General features: G+C 64.9%; 12 protein-coding genes and 1 pseudogene. 4 read left to right on the forward strand and 9 right to left on the reverse strand.

The window, feature by feature from the left end; genetic code table 11:
* Nucleotides 1-14: 14 nt before the first annotated feature.
* Nucleotides 15-491: a pantetheine-phosphate adenylyltransferase gene (gene coaD / locus AWC24_RS15360; protein WP_085086335.1), complete on the forward strand. Its 477-nt coding sequence runs from the start codon at nt 15-17 to the stop codon at nt 489-491.
* A 165-nt stretch (nt 492-656) separates the two neighbouring features.
* On the opposite strand, the gene AWC24_RS15365 is transcribed toward coaD, so the two are convergent.
* The 8 genes and pseudogenes from AWC24_RS15365 to AWC24_RS15400 form a co-directional block, all read right to left on the reverse strand.
* Complete coding sequence (locus tag AWC24_RS15365) at nt 657-1,907, reverse strand: HNH endonuclease signature motif containing protein (protein ID WP_085086337.1); 1,251 nt, start codon at nt 1,905-1,907, stop codon at nt 657-659.
* Nucleotides 1,908-2,119: 212 nt separating this feature from the next.
* Entirely contained in the window at nt 2,120-2,845 is a 726-nt protein-coding gene (locus AWC24_RS15370; RefSeq protein WP_085086339.1) for a M48 family metallopeptidase, read from the reverse strand.
* Entirely contained in the window at nt 2,832-5,909 is a 3,078-nt protein-coding gene (locus AWC24_RS15375; protein ID WP_085086341.1) for a type I restriction endonuclease subunit R, read from the reverse strand. Before AWC24_RS15375 ends, AWC24_RS15370 begins: the two co-directional genes overlap by 14 nt.
* A complete protein-coding gene (locus AWC24_RS15380) occupies nt 5,906-6,847 on the reverse strand; it encodes a GIY-YIG nuclease family protein (RefSeq protein WP_085086343.1) in 942 nt (313 codons plus the stop codon). Before AWC24_RS15380 ends, AWC24_RS15375 begins: the two co-directional genes overlap by 4 nt.
* A pseudogene (locus AWC24_RS15385) lies at nt 6,844-7,882 on the reverse strand (virulence RhuM family protein). Before AWC24_RS15385 ends, AWC24_RS15380 begins: the two are co-directional and overlap by 4 nt.
* The gene (locus tag AWC24_RS15390; RefSeq protein WP_085086345.1) at nt 7,879-8,994 is read right to left on the reverse strand and encodes a restriction endonuclease subunit S; all 1,116 of its coding nucleotides are present in this window, start codon (nt 8,992-8,994) and stop codon (nt 7,879-7,881) included. The pseudogene AWC24_RS15385 and the gene AWC24_RS15390 overlap by 4 nt, the downstream one beginning before the upstream one ends.
* A gap of 120 nt (nt 8,995-9,114) precedes the next feature.
* Nucleotides 9,115-11,547 (reverse strand): type I restriction-modification system subunit M, encoded by a 2,433-nt coding sequence (locus AWC24_RS15395; protein WP_085086347.1) that lies wholly within the window; start codon nt 11,545-11,547, stop codon nt 9,115-9,117.
* 46 nt (nt 11,548-11,593) lie between these two features.
* Entirely contained in the window at nt 11,594-12,277 is a 684-nt protein-coding gene (locus AWC24_RS15400; RefSeq protein WP_085086349.1) for a TetR/AcrR family transcriptional regulator, read from the reverse strand.
* Between the two features lie 76 nt (nt 12,278-12,353).
* Between AWC24_RS15400 and AWC24_RS15405 the strand changes: the two genes are divergently transcribed.
* From AWC24_RS15405 to AWC24_RS15415, 3 genes are read left to right on the forward strand one after another with little or no spacing between them, the layout of a single operon-like run.
* The gene (locus AWC24_RS15405) at nt 12,354-13,088 is read left to right on the forward strand and encodes a DUF1989 domain-containing protein (RefSeq protein WP_085086351.1); all 735 of its coding nucleotides are present in this window, start codon (nt 12,354-12,356) and stop codon (nt 13,086-13,088) included.
* Nucleotides 13,082-13,687, forward strand: a complete 606-nt coding sequence (locus AWC24_RS15410; RefSeq protein WP_085086353.1) for an urea amidolyase associated protein UAAP2 — start codon at nt 13,082-13,084, stop codon at nt 13,685-13,687. Before AWC24_RS15405 ends, AWC24_RS15410 begins: the two co-directional genes overlap by 7 nt.
* Nucleotides 13,684-15,669: a 5-oxoprolinase/urea amidolyase family protein gene (locus AWC24_RS15415; protein WP_085086355.1), complete on the forward strand. Its 1,986-nt coding sequence runs from the start codon at nt 13,684-13,686 to the stop codon at nt 15,667-15,669. The genes AWC24_RS15410 and AWC24_RS15415 overlap by 4 nt, the downstream gene beginning before the upstream one ends.
* Here the strand turns inward: AWC24_RS15415 and AWC24_RS15420 are convergent.
* Nucleotides 15,666-16,220 carry a DUF4334 domain-containing protein gene (locus AWC24_RS15420; RefSeq protein ID WP_085086357.1) on the reverse strand — a complete coding sequence of 185 codons (555 nt, stop codon included), beginning with the start codon at nt 16,218-16,220 and terminating at the stop codon, nt 15,666-15,668. The genes AWC24_RS15415 and AWC24_RS15420 overlap by 4 nt on opposite strands.
* Nucleotides 16,221-16,252: the final 32 nt, after the last annotated feature.

The following is a 16,252-nucleotide window of genomic DNA, read 5'->3' on the forward strand; positions in this document are numbered from 1 at the left end:
TAGCGTCATGGACCATGAGTGGCGCGGTATGCCCGGGCTCGTTCGACCCGGTGACCCTGGGACACGTCGACATCCTGGAGCGTGCGGCCGCCCAGTTCGACGAGGTGGTGGCAGCCGTCCTGATCAACCCGGCCAAAAAGGGCATGTTCAGCCTGGACGAGCGCCTGGAGATGATCGCCGAAGCTACCGCGCACCTGCCCAACGTGCGGGCTGAATCCGGCCAGGGGCTGGTGGTCGACTTCGTCCGGGAACGGAAACTGACCGCGATCATCAAGGGCCTGCGCACCGGCACCGACTTCGAGTACGAGCTGCAGATGGCGCAGATGAACAAGCACATCGCCGGGGTGGACACCTTCTTCGTGGCCACCACGCCGCGCTATTCGTTCGTGTCGTCGTCGCTGGCCAAGGAGGTGGCCTCGATGGGTGGGGATGTCTCCGATCTGCTGCCTGAACCGGTGAACCGGCGGCTGGCGGCGAAGCTGGGCTCGTAGGCGCGTTATATGTGGGCGCGTATCTCGAATCCGCTGCACCGGCAGGTCACGGCCGCCGACTGGTTCCTGCCTGGCCGGCTTTCTCGATGCGGCAGCGCGGGCAGTGCGAATGAATTCCGCAACGCTCCAATGTATTTGAGTTCCGGCAAGGAACGGGTGGCCGGTCTAATTGGTGGTAGGGGGTGCTTGGGGTTGGAAGGGTTGGTACCACCACCAGTCGGCGCGTTCGCCGAGTGGTCCGGGGCAGGGTGGGGCCGCCGGTGGTGGGTTGGTGGGTGGTCGGGCCAGTGATCCGGGGCGAAGGGGGTGCCCGTTGTTGTCGGTGACGGTGAGGTCGGTGGCGGGTCCGGTGATGGTGATGATGCCGCGATGGTGCAGCCGGTGGTGATACGGGCAGACCAGTACCAGGTTGTTCAGGTCGGTGGAGCCGCCGTCTTCCCAGTGTTGGATGTGGTGGGCGTGCAGCCCTCGGGTGGCCCCGCAACCGGGGATCACGCAGCTGCGGTCACGGTGCTCGAGGGCACGGCGTAGTCGGCGGTTGATGGCGCGGGTGCTGCGGCCGGCGCCGATGGGCACGCCGTCACGTTCGAACCACACTTCGAAGGTGGCGTCGCACAGCAGGTATTGGCGTTCGGCGTCGGTCAGTAGTGGGCCCAGGTGCACAGCGGCGGCGTGCTGCTGCACATCGAGGTGGGCGACCACGGTGGAGTGTTGCCCGTGGGGCCGGCGCGCGGCCTCGACGTCCCATCCGGTTTCGACCAGGCGCATAAACGCATCCCCAGTGGTCGGCAGCGGCGGTGCTTGGTCGCAGTCCGCGCCATCGTGGTCGTGTTTCCACTCGGCTATCAGGGTATCCAGGTGGGATTGCAGCGCCGCGTCGAATTTGGCGGCATCCAAAGGGTTCAGTGTGATCCGCCAGCAGCTGCCGTGCGCGTCGCTGGTTTTGCTGACCGAGCGTTCCGGCTCGGGCCGGCGATCAGGTTCGGGGTCGGGGCGGGGTTCCAGTTTGACCGCGGTCCGCAACTGGCTGACGGTGGCCACCTCGACCAGCTGAGCGTAGTGCGCATCGGAGCCGTCGGCGGCCCGCTGAGCGATCACCCCGACCTGGTCCAGCGAGACACGGCCTTCCCGCAGGCCCTGGACACAGCGGGGAAACTCCGCGCTTCGTTGCGCCACTGCTGTGATGGTGTGGGCGTTGCTCGGGGACACTCCGGTCTTCCAGGCCACCAGGGCCGGGATCGAGCGCGCCCCGGTGGCGCCCCACAGTTCGTCGCGGTCGATCTCGGCGACGATCTCCACGATGCGGCCATCGATGGCGTTGCGCTGTCCGGTCAACTCCGCCAACTCCTCGAACAGCCCTTCAAGACGCTGGGTAGGACCCGCCTGCGGGCCGGCATCAGTGGTGATCGAGGACATGACTTCAGCATGGCAGGGGGGTCCGACATCTTCCGGCTCAACGACCCGCGCTGTGGTGTGGACTGGTGATTGCGGACGCCATGTCCCATAACCGGCGGATAGCGGGAATGCTGTGCCGCTGCCCGATTAGTTAGAACGGTGCCTATACCCGGATTTTCGTGATCTCGGGCATGAGTGCCTGTCGGTGAATTGCGACTGCTCTGCTTGCCTGACTACCCAGCCCACTCCTCATGCGCCAACGGCGAATCATTCAGCAGGTCGCGCCGCGCCCGCCAGTCCGGCAGGTACCCGTCCATCAGCGCGGTGAACCGCTCGCCGTGGTGGCGTTCCCGGTAGTGAGTCATCTCGTGAACCACGATGTACTCCAGGCAATCCGGGTGCTTCTTGGCCAGCTCGATGTTGAACCAGATATGGCCGCTCTCGCGGTTGCACGAGCCCCACTTGGTCTTCATCCGCCGGATGCTCCAGCGCGGAACCGAAACACCGATCACGGGCTCCCATTTGGCGATCAGGTGCGGCAGAGCGTCACGCAGCTGCTGGCGGTACCAGCGGTTGAGTACGTCGTGCCGCTGTTCGGACTCGGATTCGGCTGGGGTGTACAGCAACAGGCGGTCGCCGTCGAGTTCCACGTGCGCCCGCCCGGGACGCTGCACCACCTTGAGGCGGTACCGCACGCCCCACACGTAATGTGATTCGCCGGTGAGGATTTCGCGTCGCGACTGGCGTACGGTCGCCTGGAGCCGGTGACGCTGCCGTTTGATCCACGGCAGGCGGTCGATCACCGCCAAGCGCACGGCTTCATCATCGAGACGCCGGGGGGCGGCCACGCGCACCCGCCCCAGCGGCGGGTAGACCCCGATGTGCAGGTGCTTGATGTCCTTGTAGACGACGTCGACATCGATTCCGGCCACACTGAGATAGCCGCTACCAGTAGCCATCTTGAGCCTTCACCAGGTCGAAGAGTTCATCGAGCCGATCGAACCCGTCGGACAGCACCGCGGCGATGGCACGCTTGACCACCTTCTCCTTCAGCGGGTCGCCGACCCAGTCGTGATGCTTGTGGGTCAGGATCGCCTCGTCGATCTTGACCGGGGTGGCCGGGTCGGGCCAGCCGAAGTCGATCAGTGCACGCCGCGCCCGGTTGTCGGCCCAATCGGGGTAGACGGTGTCGGTCTCACCCTTGCCGAGCTTCTCGGCCTGCTCCAACAGTTTTGCCAGATATGCCTGGTACTCCAGGGCCCCGCGGCGGCGCTCCGCCAGCAATGCGTCGAGCAGTGCCGACATGGCCTCGTAATACTTCGGGTTGGTGGGGTGTTCGTCGACGATGACTTTGCGCATGTTGTTGACGATGGTCTCGGCGACCGCCTCCGGGTCCTTCTTGATCCCCTGCGGCAGCTTATCGATCGCGCCCGCGCCGAGTCGGGCGATCAGTTGCACTAGGCCGGTATCATCGAAATTCGACACCACCTCTGAGGGCTCGGCACTGATGTAGGTGTCGAGGAGATACCGCATACCGGCCTCATACTGCTTGAAGTCGACGTTCTCCCCGGCGCCGAGTTTGATCTCGTCACGCAGCGAGGTGTATCTGGTGACTTCGATCTTGATGGCGGCCGCGTCCGCGGCGCTGTAGCCGGCGGCAGTCATGTCGTTGGCAAGGTTGGCATAGGCCCGGGTCACCGCCGCGATCATCTTGTACAGCTTGACCCGCTTGGGCTCATTGGCCTTGATCTGCTCGGCGTTGCCTTGCTCGGCGGCGCAGAAATAGTGCTGGAACTGCTGAATGCCCCGGGGCGGGGCGACCGGCTCGCACAACGCCCGGATCCGCTCCAGTGCCTCGTCAAGATCGGAACGTGCACTTGCCAGCCGATCGGTGAGCAGGCCCTCGATATCCGTCTTGTCATAGCCGTCGAGTGCGCCGCCGGTGTAATCGGTGATCGCGGTTTCCAGCGAGTTGAACAGGTCGCGGTAGTCGACGATGTAGCCGTACTGTTTGTCGTCGCCGTCGAGCCGGTTGACTCGGCAGATCGCTTGGAACAGGCCGTGATCGGCCATCGTCTTATCGATGTAGAGGTAGGTGGCACTGGGTGCGTCGAAGCCGGTCAGCAGCTTGTCCACAACGATCAGCAGCCGCATCCGGCCCGGCTCGGTGACGAACGTGTGCTTGACGTCCTTTTCGAACTGGTCGACCTTGCCCATCGCGGTGTCTTCGGATACACCGAAATGCTCGGCGAGCATCCGCCGGTAGATCTGGTACTGATGCAGCTTCTCGGTGGCGCCGTGACCGGAGTCCTCCTTGGCGATGTCGGCCGGGCTGGGGGAGTAGCTGGTGACGATGGCGCATTTGCCGGCAAATCCGGCCTGGCAGAACAACTCGTAGAACTTGCAGGCCTGATAAATGCTGGAGCTGACCAACATGGCGTTGCCGCGCCCATCCATCAGGCGCGGTTTGGTGGCCATGTCCATCAGGATGTCGTCGACGATCTGGCGGGCGCGGGGCTCGGAGCTGACCACCTTTTGCGCGGTGCCCCAGCGCTTTTTGAGTTCGGCCTTGGACAGGTCGGTCATGCCTTTGGTCTGGGCGTCGAACCATTGGTCGACCTTGGCGGGGGAGGTGAGGTCTTGGTCGATGCTTCGGGCTTCATAGCGCAGGTCGACCACAACTCCGTCGGACACCGCCTCGTCGAACTTGTAGGTGTGGATGAAGCTGCCGAAGGTTTCGATGCTGGTGGCTTTGTCGGCTTTGAGCAGCGGGGTGCCGGTGAACCCGATGAACATCGCCCGGGGCAGCAGGGTCTTCATCGCCTCATGCAGCTTGCCCGATTGGGTGCGGTGTGCCTCGTCGATGAACACGAAGAGATTGCCCTTGGCGGCAAAATCTTTCGGCATCGTGGAGTTCAGTTCGGCGATGAAGTCCGCGCCGTCGTCGTCGCGGCCTTCGGCGACGCCGAACTTGTGGATCAATGAGCAGATCAGCCACGGCGCGCTCTGGTTGAGGGTGGCCAACAGGTCCACGCCGGAGGTGGTGCGGTAGATCTGCTCGTCGACGCCGCTGAAGACCTGCTCGATCTGCTCGTCGAGCTCGGTGCGGTCGGTGATCAGCAGCACCCGCGCATCGGGCTGGTGTTCGCGCAGCCACTTGGCCAACCACACCATCGTCAGCGATTTGCCCGAACCCTGGGTGTGCCAGATGATGCCGCCCTCCCGGGCGGCGACGCGGGACTGGGCGGCTTTGACCCCGAAGTACTGGTTGTGCCGGGCGGTCTTCTTGATCCCGGCGTCGAACACCATGAAGTCGTGGATGAGTTCCAGCAGCCGCTCCTTGCCGCACATCTGGGTCACTGCCCGGTCCAGCGGCGCCGCGATGTCGGAGGGTTCTTTCCAGGCAAGCCAGTATTTCTCCGGGGTGTCGATCACGGCATACCGCAGGCCCTCGACCTCATTGCCGGCGAACACAAACTGTGCGGTGGTGAAGAACGGCCGGATGAAATCGGCCTTCTGGTTGCCGATGGTCTGGCGGATCCCCTCGGACACCGCCACTTTGGATCGTTTGAGTTCGATGGTGGCGATCGCGATGCCGTTGACGTAGAGCATCAGGTCGGGCCGCTTGGTGTGGTTACCGGCGACGGTGACCTCTTCAGCGATGGCGAACTGGTTGGCCTGCGGGTTCTTCCAGTCGATCAGAAAGACCGTTTCATAGTGTTCCCCGGCGCCGGCTTTGACCTTGACTCCGTAGCGCAGCAATCCGTAGACGTCGCGGTTGGCTTCGTAGAGGTCGCGGCCACTACCGAGGGAGGCGTCGCTTCTCAGCCGATCGATGGCCTTGTTGATCAAGTTGGGGTGATAGCCGCGAGGTGTCAGGTTGGCTTCCAGCAGTTCGACTTCGACATTGGAATTGCCGTCCCGGTGCGCCCAGTTGCCCAGGTAGTCATACTTCAGCGTGTCGCGGAAGATCTCGACGACGTGTTCCTGGGTTTTGCGTTCACTCTGGCCCACGGTGCTCATGGCTGGTCTCCGGCAGCTTCGTCGACGCCCTGGCTCTGCCAGCTGCCATAGCTGGTACCCGAATCCTGGGTCCTCCATTCGATACGGCCGTTTGCGCTGCGGCCGAGGACGATCGCAGCCGCCGCACTCGGGCTGGCAAAGACCTGGTCGTGGGTGAAGCGTAGTGGCCCCTCGCCGTTGGGGGTGATAGTCCCATCCTGCCGGAGCTTTTCATGCAGCGCCTTGTAGCCGTCGTTGCCAACGCCGACCCACGTCGCCCGGGCATGAGATCCCTCGATGACCGTGAATTCACCGTCGATCTCGCGAGCATGGGCGGTGATGCCTTCTTTCTTCAGATGCACCTCGAAAATGGGAGATTCAACGGCCACCGGAACGCGATCGGCAGCGGACGCGGCCGTTGCAACGATGGCGGTCGTTGCCGAACGAAATAGGTTGACGCCCAGCACCGGCAGGATGATCTTGGCCTGGGCGATGTAGTACTCCATGTCCGATACGTCTGCCTCGGGCAGGGCGATGGGGGTTGACGCTGTTCCGTTGGTGAGCCTGGCACGCTTGGCCAGCTGCGCCAAGGTGATGAACCGACTCTCCAGGTAGCGGGCATGAGCCTTGGTCAGGTTGGCGTCCTTGCTGGTCAACACGATGGCACGGTCCCAGAAATCCTTGCCGCCCTGATCTTCTGGGCGCGAATGCTGGTAGAGACGCTTGCTGATGTCATCACCCTCGCCGATGTAGGCGACCTGGCCGCCCATGCTGTCCGGGTCGTCGCCGAGCAGCAGATAGACACCGGTACGCGAGGTCTCCGGACGCTTCAGCAAGTCCGCCAGTTCGGAGCGGGGAGCGGCAACCACATGGCCGGTCCAGTTCATGATCTCCGCAGTCAGCAACCCGCCCGGCGTGCCATCGGCCAGGAAGAGCCGCACCGACTTGCCGACGCTCATGCTTGTCCTCCCGGCTCTGGTTGATCGTCGTTTTTGCCTCGATCGAGCATCCCCCTGCTGAACCGGTCAAAGTCCGACTCGACAGCTTCGGACTCTTGCAGTTTGAACTTGTCGAACTCCACCGCTGCGTGTTCGGCCGCCAAGTCGTGGGAGACCTTGCCGGCTGAGGTCAGGATGTCGCGGTCGTTGAGAGTGAGAAACCCATCGAGCTTGGCGACCCAGTCAGCCATCCGCATCGGCACCCGGCGCTGTGCCTGCCCTTCGGCGAACACCAGGTACTGCTCGACCAGGTTGTTCAGCGCGCGCAGCTCGTCCTCGGTGTAGTAGTTCTTGGCGATCGTGGTGTCGGACTTTTTGATCCGAGCGCCCGCGCCAGCTGGTCAAGCCCATGTTGGGTTTTGCCGCATCAGCACGGCGGCGGATCACCTCGGCGGCGGTTTGGCCGGTGATCGCCCAGTGCAGCTTGTTCTGCACGGTGGCGTAGAACGTCTGCGTGAGCTCGGCGGCCGGGTCGTAATCGAGCGAGGTGGCGTACACATCGGTGATCTTCTGATAGAAGCGCCGCTCGGAGGTGCGGATGTCTTGAATCCGCGACAGCAGTTCATCGAAATAGTCGAACGGCAGGTCGGGGTTCTTCAGCCGCTCGTCGTCGAGCACGAAGCCCTTGACGAGGTATTCGCGCAGCCGCTGGGTGGCCCAGATCCGGAACGCGGTGGCGATCCGCGACTTCACCCGGTAGCCGACCGAGATGATCATGTCCAGGTTGTAGTGCGTAACCGTGCGCCGCACGTCGCGGCTGCCCTCGCGACGAACCGACAAGTAATCCTTGTGAGTTCCTTCCCGGGGCAGCTCCTGCTCCTCCAGGATGTTCAGGATATGCAGGCTGACGTTTTGCTGCGTGGTCTCGAACAGCTCCGCGATCTGGGATTGGGTCAGCCAGACGGTTTCGCCGTCGAACCGGACGTCGACGCGGGTGTTGCCGGCTTCATCGCGGTAGACGAGAAACTGGCTGGGGGTGGGTTCCAGCTCGCTCATGGTTCGAGGACCGGTAGGCGGGTGCGGCCGGTGAGGAGTTGCTGCATCATGCCTCGTTTGATGGCGTGGGTTTTGGTGAGGCGTCTTTGGAGACCAGCGATTTCGCGAACAACGTCCTCGAACACCGAGGTGATCGCAACTTGCTCTTTCACCGGCGGGATCTGCACGACTACCTGGCTTAATGACTTACCGTTGGTCAACGCGCGCGTAGTGCAACTGGCCGACGCGGTAATCTGCTTTCGAACATCGCTGATTTGAAACATATAGGCGAGGAATCGCGAATCACACTTGCCTGAGTATGGCCGCCCTCGCAGTATGAAGCCACTAAAGGCTGCATTGGGTATGTCGTCGATGAGAACGGCCGCCGTTCCGACTTCTTCAACGGTCTCAGAGGTTCGAGTGAAGAAGATGTCGCCCCGCTTCGCGGAGAACCGCTTGATCTCATCGCCAGTAAGAGTGACTCGCCCCCCTACATCTCGGGTGGTAATGAGCGGCCCGTTCATCACATCCATGAAATTCACGATCGGCGTACCCGACCCGAAGAACTGACTTGCCTTGTTGAGGCCGTTTCTGAACTCCATCAAGTCGCCCACGCTGACCGCTTTCCATGGCGCGGCGAAGCCGGGAAGGCGGGTTTTGCCCGTAAGGAGCTGCTGCATCATGCCCTGCTTGATCGTCTGCTTCTTGGCGATCAGCCGTTCGAGCGCGGCGACGAGTTTGTCAGCGTCTGAAAGCGCGTCGGCAATCTGCTGCTGCTCACGGACGCTTGCGGGAATCTGGAGTTGGAAATCTCGGATGTCACGCGGGCTGATGTGGGGGATCGCAGTGTGCGTCTTAACCGAGTCGACATGCTGCACAAAGTGGTCCGACGCTATCCACTGATGTAGAAGTTCCTGATGAATAGACATGCCGCGAAGGCGAGCAACCCTTTGTACTAGGTAGGCGGGCAGGTCGGAGGGAGATATCCGCGTGTGGCTTCGACCGACAAGAGCACCGTCCATGGCAACGACGATGTCGCCGTCTACCAGCCGGAAGGCGCGAAGCGATGGGGTCCTCTGCCGGCCAGTACATTGCAATGTCGGGCGACCAATCCAGCACGCCACGTTTGACATTGGAGCCGCGAATGAGACGGATGCCGCTCCCGGAGAAGCGCGCACTTGCAAACGGGAAGCCAGTCATGGAGCTCGCAGACTGCCCAATCGAAGTGCTGATCCAACCTGGCGGAAGCTCGTTCATTCGACCCCCATGTCAACCAGATGTTGGAGGAGCTTCGCTTCACTCGTCTCGAGTTCTGTGCTCAAAGTGCCGACCGTCTCGGCGTATCGTTCGCCGAGTTCTCGGATGCGGGCCACGAGCGCGCGTGTTAGCGAGTTGACCTCCTGGGCGACCTGACCGGCGACCGTCACATGCCACTTGTCGTCCAGCACCAACTCCTTGACCTCCGGCAGCGTCAGCTCCCCGTACTTGGTCAACGTCGCCGTATGGAGTGCCGCCTGCGCCTCCTTGGCCTTCTTCTTGGCGGCGGCCTCGGCGTCATACAGCCCGATCAGATGCGTCAGGGCATCGATCTCGTCGGTGTCGGCCTTCTCCCGCCGCGCCTCCTTGAGCCGCGCAGCGGCGAGCGCCTTGGTGATCTTGTCGTCGTCCATCGCCTCGGCGAGTAGGCCGTCGTCACCGCCGTTTTCCTCGACGTACTCCTCCACGGCACGGGCGCACTCCTCGGCCGCGGCATTCAGCTCGTCGATCTCGGCCTGCTCGGCGGTGAAATACCGAGCCACCACCAGCGCCGGCGGAATGAGATCCATCTTGTACTTTGCGGCACCCCGCCCAGATCCGCTGACCAGATCGGCCGTCTCGGACAGCCCGCGGCCCTTGTCCTCGATGGTCTTGCGGGGCTTGGCCGCCTCCATCCAGCCGACGTTCATGATCAGGAACACGTCGTCGTGCATGACGGTGTGCCAGTAGGTCATCAACTGCTCATAGACGTCGTACTCATCGAGCAGTGCCACACCCTTGAATCGGGACAGCAGATCATCACCGAGGGTGGCAATCAGCTCGTTGGGCACGGTGTCGGCGTCGATGGCCTGCAACAGGGGGCGGTGTTTGGCGAACCAGGTGCCGACCTTGCGGGCGGCTTTCTTGGTGAACGCCGCGAAATCATCGGAGTCCAGGATGGTCTGCTGCACCTCGGTGATGTCCACCCGCAGCTCGCTGTAGCCCTTGCGTTTGTGCTTGAACAGCGCACCGCGCAGATCGGGGAACGCGTCCCAGTAGGCGCTCAGCGCATCGAGGTCGTGGTTGGGGATGCCGCCGTGCAGATGCGCGTAGAGGTCTTGCAGGTCTTCGGGTTCGGAGGTGTCGATGTAGCGGGGGATGTTGAGGTTGTAGTCATTTTTCGGATCGGCGATCTCGGTCAACGGCACCATCCGCGAATACCGGTCCACCTCCAAGCGTTTGGTGAACACGTCGACGATCTTGCGGATGTCCTGGCTGCGCAGCCGGTTCTTCGGCCCGTCCTTGATGAAGCCCGCCGACGCGTCGATCATGAACACCCCGGTGCGCCCGGCGGCACCGGCCTTGTCGATCACCACGATGCACGCCGGAATCCCGGTGCCGTAGAACAGGTTCGCTGGCAACCCGATGATGCCCTTGAGGTAGCCGCGCTTGAGCAGTTCGGTGCGGATGGTGGCCTCGGCGTGGCCGCGGAACAGCACCCCGTGCGGCAGGATGATCGCCGCCTTGCCGGTGCTGGTCAGCGATTTGAGCACGTGCAGCAGGTAGGCGTAGTCGCCGTTCTTCTGCGGGGGCCGCCCGAACCCGTCGAAGCGGCCGTACTCGTTGTCCAGCCCGTTGGTCCAGGCCTTGTCGGAAAAAGGCGGGTTCATCACCGCGTAGTCGAATGTCTTCAACCGGTCTTGGTCGGTGAACTGCGGATCGGCCAGCGAATCACCCTTGCGGATTCCGGCGGTGGCGTTGCCGTGCAGGATCATGTTCATCTTGCACAGCGCCCAGGTGGCGTTGTCCTTCTCCTGGCCGTAGATGCTCATGCCGTGCGGCGCCTCGGCGGCGGCCTTGAGCAGCAGTGAGCCCGAACCGCACGCCGGGTCATAGACGGTGGTGTCGCGCGTCGTCGTCGCACCGATCCCGACCACCTTGGCCATCACCCGCGACACCTCCGCGGGGGTGTAGAACTGGCCCTTGGACTTGCCGGACTCGGTGGCGAAATGCCGCATCAAATACTCGTAGGCGTCGCCGAGCAGGTCGTCGCCCTCGGCGCGCGAACCACGGAAATCCAGGCCGTCGAAGATGGTGACCAGCGCCGAGAGCCGGTCCTGCATGGCCTTGCCCTTGCCGAGCTTCTCCTCGTCGTTGAAGTCGGCCAGGTCGATGACCTTCTGCAGCCCGTTGGCCTCGGCCAGCTTGGCGATGATCTTGTTGAACCGGTCGCCGATCTCCTTGTCGCCCTTGGCTGCCAGCATGTCGTCGAACGAGCCGCCCTTGGGTACCTCGATGAGGCTGCGGGGGTCTTTGGCCTTGTCCGAGACGTACTTCATGAACAGCAGCGTCAGGATGTAGTCCTTGTACTGGCTGGCGTCCATGCCGCCGCGCAGCTCATCACAGGAGCGCCACAGTGAGCTGTAGAGGTCGGATTTCTTCAGGGCCACAGGTCAAGCTCCCGGGGTTCGGTGGTCATCTGATGCCGCAGCGAGCTTATCGACCGTCTCCGACACGATTATTTGGTTCGGGCAGTCCCAACCGTTGCGCGGTCACATCGCGAATCCGCGCAAAATCACCACCGCAGCCCAGCACCCGCAGCGCGGCCTCAGCGGTGGTCCAGGGGTGATCGACCGGGCAGGCACCGTCGTCGCTGCGGCGGTTGATGACCGACTCCACCAACCGGAACGGCAGGTCCTCGGCGGCTGCAGGTCCGCCGTGCTGGGTGATCACCGTGGCTGAGAGCTCGCGGTAGTGGCCCCGCAACGCCTCCCGGCGCCGGCGGAACGCGGCGAAACGCTCCACGCGCAGCTCCGGGAGCAGATATAGGCTGCCCAGATTCCACACCCCACCGCACAGCTGGGCGGTGTCGGCGACCACGAGGGTGTGCAGCCGGGGAGCCGCCGGGCCGTCCTCGGCGCGCAGCTCGGCGGCCAGTTGCAGTGAGGCGTCGACGGTTCCGGCCAGCAGCGCGTCGAGGATGTCCTCCTTGGCGGTGAAGTGGTGATACAGCGAGGCCTGCCGCATCCCGACAGCCTCGGCGATGCGCCGCGTCGACGTGCCGGAGTAGCCGATGGTGGTGAACAACTCCGCTGCCGCATCGAGGATTTCGTCGCGTGCGCTGCGGCCCGGGCGACGAGATGCCGTCAAACGGGGGCGGCCTCGTCGATCGGTGTTCATGCACTACACCTATCACGCGGCAACCCGTGCGCGACCATTTTCTATCGATTGATAGGAAACATGTTAGGGTCCGGTCATGAGCACCGACTCGACCAGCGGAGCCCGCTCACATGCCCGGGCCCAGGCGCAGCGCGCCGAGATGCGGATACCGGCGACGCCGCAGGACGTCGACTCGTCGACGCTGATCTGGGCCGAGTCGATCCCACCGCACGGCTACGCCACCAAGGTGCTGGCCCGCGGCAGCCGGGTCCGGCTGATCGACGTCGACGGCGGGGCGTGCGCGCACCTGCTGGCCTATCGCGCCGACGCGCCCTGGGAACGGCTCAATGTCGCCGACACCATGAAGGTGCCCTGGCAGGCCTATCTAGGCGCCGGGCATCCGCTGCTGTCTGATCAGGGCCGGTTGCTGGCCACCGTCGTCGCCGACTCATCCGGCCACCACGACCTGTTGTGCGGCCCCGACGCCGCCGGCCGGCGGCTGCTACTGCTGGCCGCGCTCAAGCACGGCATGGATATCCGCGACGTCGCGCCCTCGGTGGGCCTGTTCCGCGGTGTCCGGGTCGATCCGGTCAGCGGCGCACTGGAATTCACCGGTTCTGCCGGTCGGGGAGCGTCCGTCGACCTACTGATCCACCTTCCGGTGGTGCTGTCGCTGGCCAACACCGCACACCCACTGGATCCCGAACCGAACGTGACCGCACTCGACGTGCTCGCCTTCAAAGCCGACGACCAGCTGACCGAACCGCTCAATGACGATCCGGAATACCTGCGCGCGCGGGAGAACACCGACGCGGTGGTGCGGGCATGGTGACCGTCAGCGACGAGGTGGTGCCGGCCCGGGCGCCCTGGTCGAAGGTGGTGCGCGCCGGCGAGCGGCTGCAGATCATCGACCTGCATGGCAACCAGGCGGTGGACTGCCTGCTCTACGACGCAACCGATCACACCTGGCGCTACAGCGCCCAGGCCACCGTGGCAGCCCAGCGCAACATCTTCGTGGGCACCGGTTCGGTGCTGCGCACCGCCGACGGGTCCGCGCTGATGACCGTCGTCGCCGACGACGTCGGCAACCACGACACCATCGCCGGAGCCTGCTCGCAGGAGTCCAACACACTGCGCTACGGCCACCACACCGGCCACCAGCACGCCTGCGCGGAGAACTTCCTCACCGAGGGCGCCAAACACGGCCTGGGCAAGCGCGACCTGGTCTCCAACATCAACTGGTTCATGAACGTCCCGGTCGAAGCCGACGGCACGCTGGGCATCGTCGACGGGATCTCGGCGCCGGGCAAGAGCCTGACGTTGCGGGCCGAGACCGACACCCTGGTGCTGGTGTCGAACTGCCCGCAGATCAACAACCCCTGCAACGGTTTCGACCCGACCCCGGTGCGCATGGTGATCACCCGCGAATGATCGGCATCGACGTGGTTCGGCCGGGCATGTTCACCACCGTGCAGGACTGGCCCGGGCGCATCGGCTATTGGCATGTCGGGGTGCCACCGTCGGGGCCGATGGACGACCTGTCGTTCCGGATCGGCAACCGGGTGCTGGGGAATCCGCAGGGTGCGGCCGGCCTGGAAGTCACCCGGGATGGGCCGGCCCTGCGGTTCGCCGACCCGGCCTGGATCTGCGTCACCGGGGCGCCGGCACCGGTCACCGTGGCGGGCGTCGCGACGCCACAGTGGCAGGCGGTGCGGATACCCGCCGGGGCCCTACTCGAGATCGGCACCGCCGCCGGCCCCGGGTTGCGCTGCTACCTGCTCATCGAAGGCGGCCTGTCCGAACCGGAATTCCTGGGCAGCGTGGCGACTTTCACCCACGGCGGATTCGGTGGCCATCGTGGCCGGCAACTGCGCGCCGGAGATCGGCTCACCGCTTCGGGCCGGGGCGGCGCCGCGCCGGCGCTGGACCGCGCCGCCGGTGAGAGTCAGCCCAGCATCGGCTCGCGCTGGGAGCTGGCGGTGACCGAAGGCCCGCACGGTGCGCCGGAGTTTTTGTCCCGCACCGACATGACCACTTTGACCACCACCGATTACACCGTGCACTTCAATTCCGACCGCACCGGGGTCCGGCTGATCGGGCCGAAGCCCAGATGGGCGCGCCCCGACGGGGGAGACGCCGGGCTGCACCCGTCGAACATCCATGACACCGCCTACTGTGTTGGCGCACTGGACTTCACCGGCGACACCCCGATCCTGCTGGGGCCCGACGGGCCCAGCCTCGGCGGTTTCGTCTGTCCGGTGACGGTGGCGCGCGGCGACCGCTGGAAGCTCGGTCAGCTCCGCCCCGGCGACACCGTGCGCTTGGTGCCGGTGCGCGCCGATCACGCCCCGCCGCCGACCTCGTTGGGGGTGCGGCGGCGAGCGGCGTCACCGGTGGTGTTGTCCCGCTCCGGGGACGGTGACGACGGGGTGCTGCGGCGCTACACCGGTCGCGACGGGACGGCCGTCACCATGCGGCGCGCCGGCGACGGTGGGGTGTTGCTCGAATACGGGCCCATGACACTGGATCTGGCGTTACGGGCGCGGGTACAGGTGGCTTACGACACCCTGCGCCGGCAGGGGTTGCCCGGGCTGGTGGAACTGACACCGGGGGTGCGGTCCCTGCAGGTCCAGTTCGACACCGAGCAGATCTCCTGCGCCGAGGTGATCGAACAGCTGACCGCCGTCGACGAGGCGCAGCCGCCCTGCGACGAGCTCGTGGTGCCGAGTCGCTCGGTGCGCCTGCCGTTGAGCTGGGACGACCCGGCCACCCACGAGGCGATCCGCCGCTACACCTACGGTGTGCGCCCCGACGCGCCGTGGTGCCCGTCGAACATCGAATTCATCAGGCGCATCAACGGACTCGATGACACCGCGGCGGTCTACGACGTCGTGTTCGGCGCGCAGTACCTGGTGCTGGGCCTGGGTGACATCTATCTCGGCGCGCCGGTGGCGACCCCGCTGGACCCCAGGCACCGGTTGGTTACGACGAAGTACAACCCGGCTCGCACCTGGACGCCGGAGAACGCGGTCGGCATCGGCGGTGCCTACCTGTGCATCTACGGCATCGAGGGGCCCGGCGGCTACCAGTTCGTCGGCCGCACCACCCAGGTGTGGAATCACCGCCACGCCACCGCTGGCCTGTTCGATCCCGAGACCCCGTGGCTGTTGCGCTACTTCGACCGGATCAGCTTTTATCCGGTCGGCCCGGACGAACTGTTGGAGCTGCGCGCCGACACCGCGGCCGGACGCGGCCGGATCGCCATCACCGACGGCGAGTTCTCGCTGGCCGACCACCAGCGGTTCCTCGCCGACAACGCCGAATCCATCGCCGAATTCCGCCGCCGACAGACGGTGGCCTTCGCCGCCGAACGCAGCGCCTGGCGTGCCGCGGGTGAAATCGATTGCAGCTAAATCAGTTTCAGTGATTCATCGCGGTGCAGCACGAAGAAGTACGGCCGGGACGAACCGCGCAGATCCATCGCGCCGATCACCGCTTCACCGGAGAGCCGGCGGAAGACGTCGTTGATCGGGGCCTGGTCGTAGACCATTGTCGCGCTGTCGACTTCCCGAAAGCGGGTGGTGCGCAACCGGGCCTTGGGTGAACGCGTCCGCAGCAGCGGCTGCAACCGGGTGATCGGGCCGGCGAACGAGCGCTTCTTCAACCCGGGCAGCTTCGTCGCGGGCCCGAGGGCACTGAACGCCAGCACCGGGTTGAACGCCCACAGCGCGGAGCCGTCCCGGGTGGGGAACAACAGCGGATGGACGGTCTCGGCGTCGACGAACTGCTTGCCCCACCAGCCGGTGGCGGCCAACAGCCCGTCGAGTGGGTGGCCGGTCGGCAGCTCGGCGCCCCGCCAGGTGCCGAGCATGAAGTCGGGGTCGACTGCCGCCGCGGCGTCAAAGACCTCAATGGCCGCGGCGGTGGTCGTCGGCACCGTCGAGAACAAGTCCTGCACCAGCATGGGAACCACCGTACTTGACAGCTGTCAACGGT

The organism is Mycolicibacter senuensis, assembly GCF_002101885.1.
GTDB classification, from domain to species: Bacteria; Actinomycetota; Actinomycetes; order Mycobacteriales; family Mycobacteriaceae; genus Mycobacterium; species Mycobacterium senuense.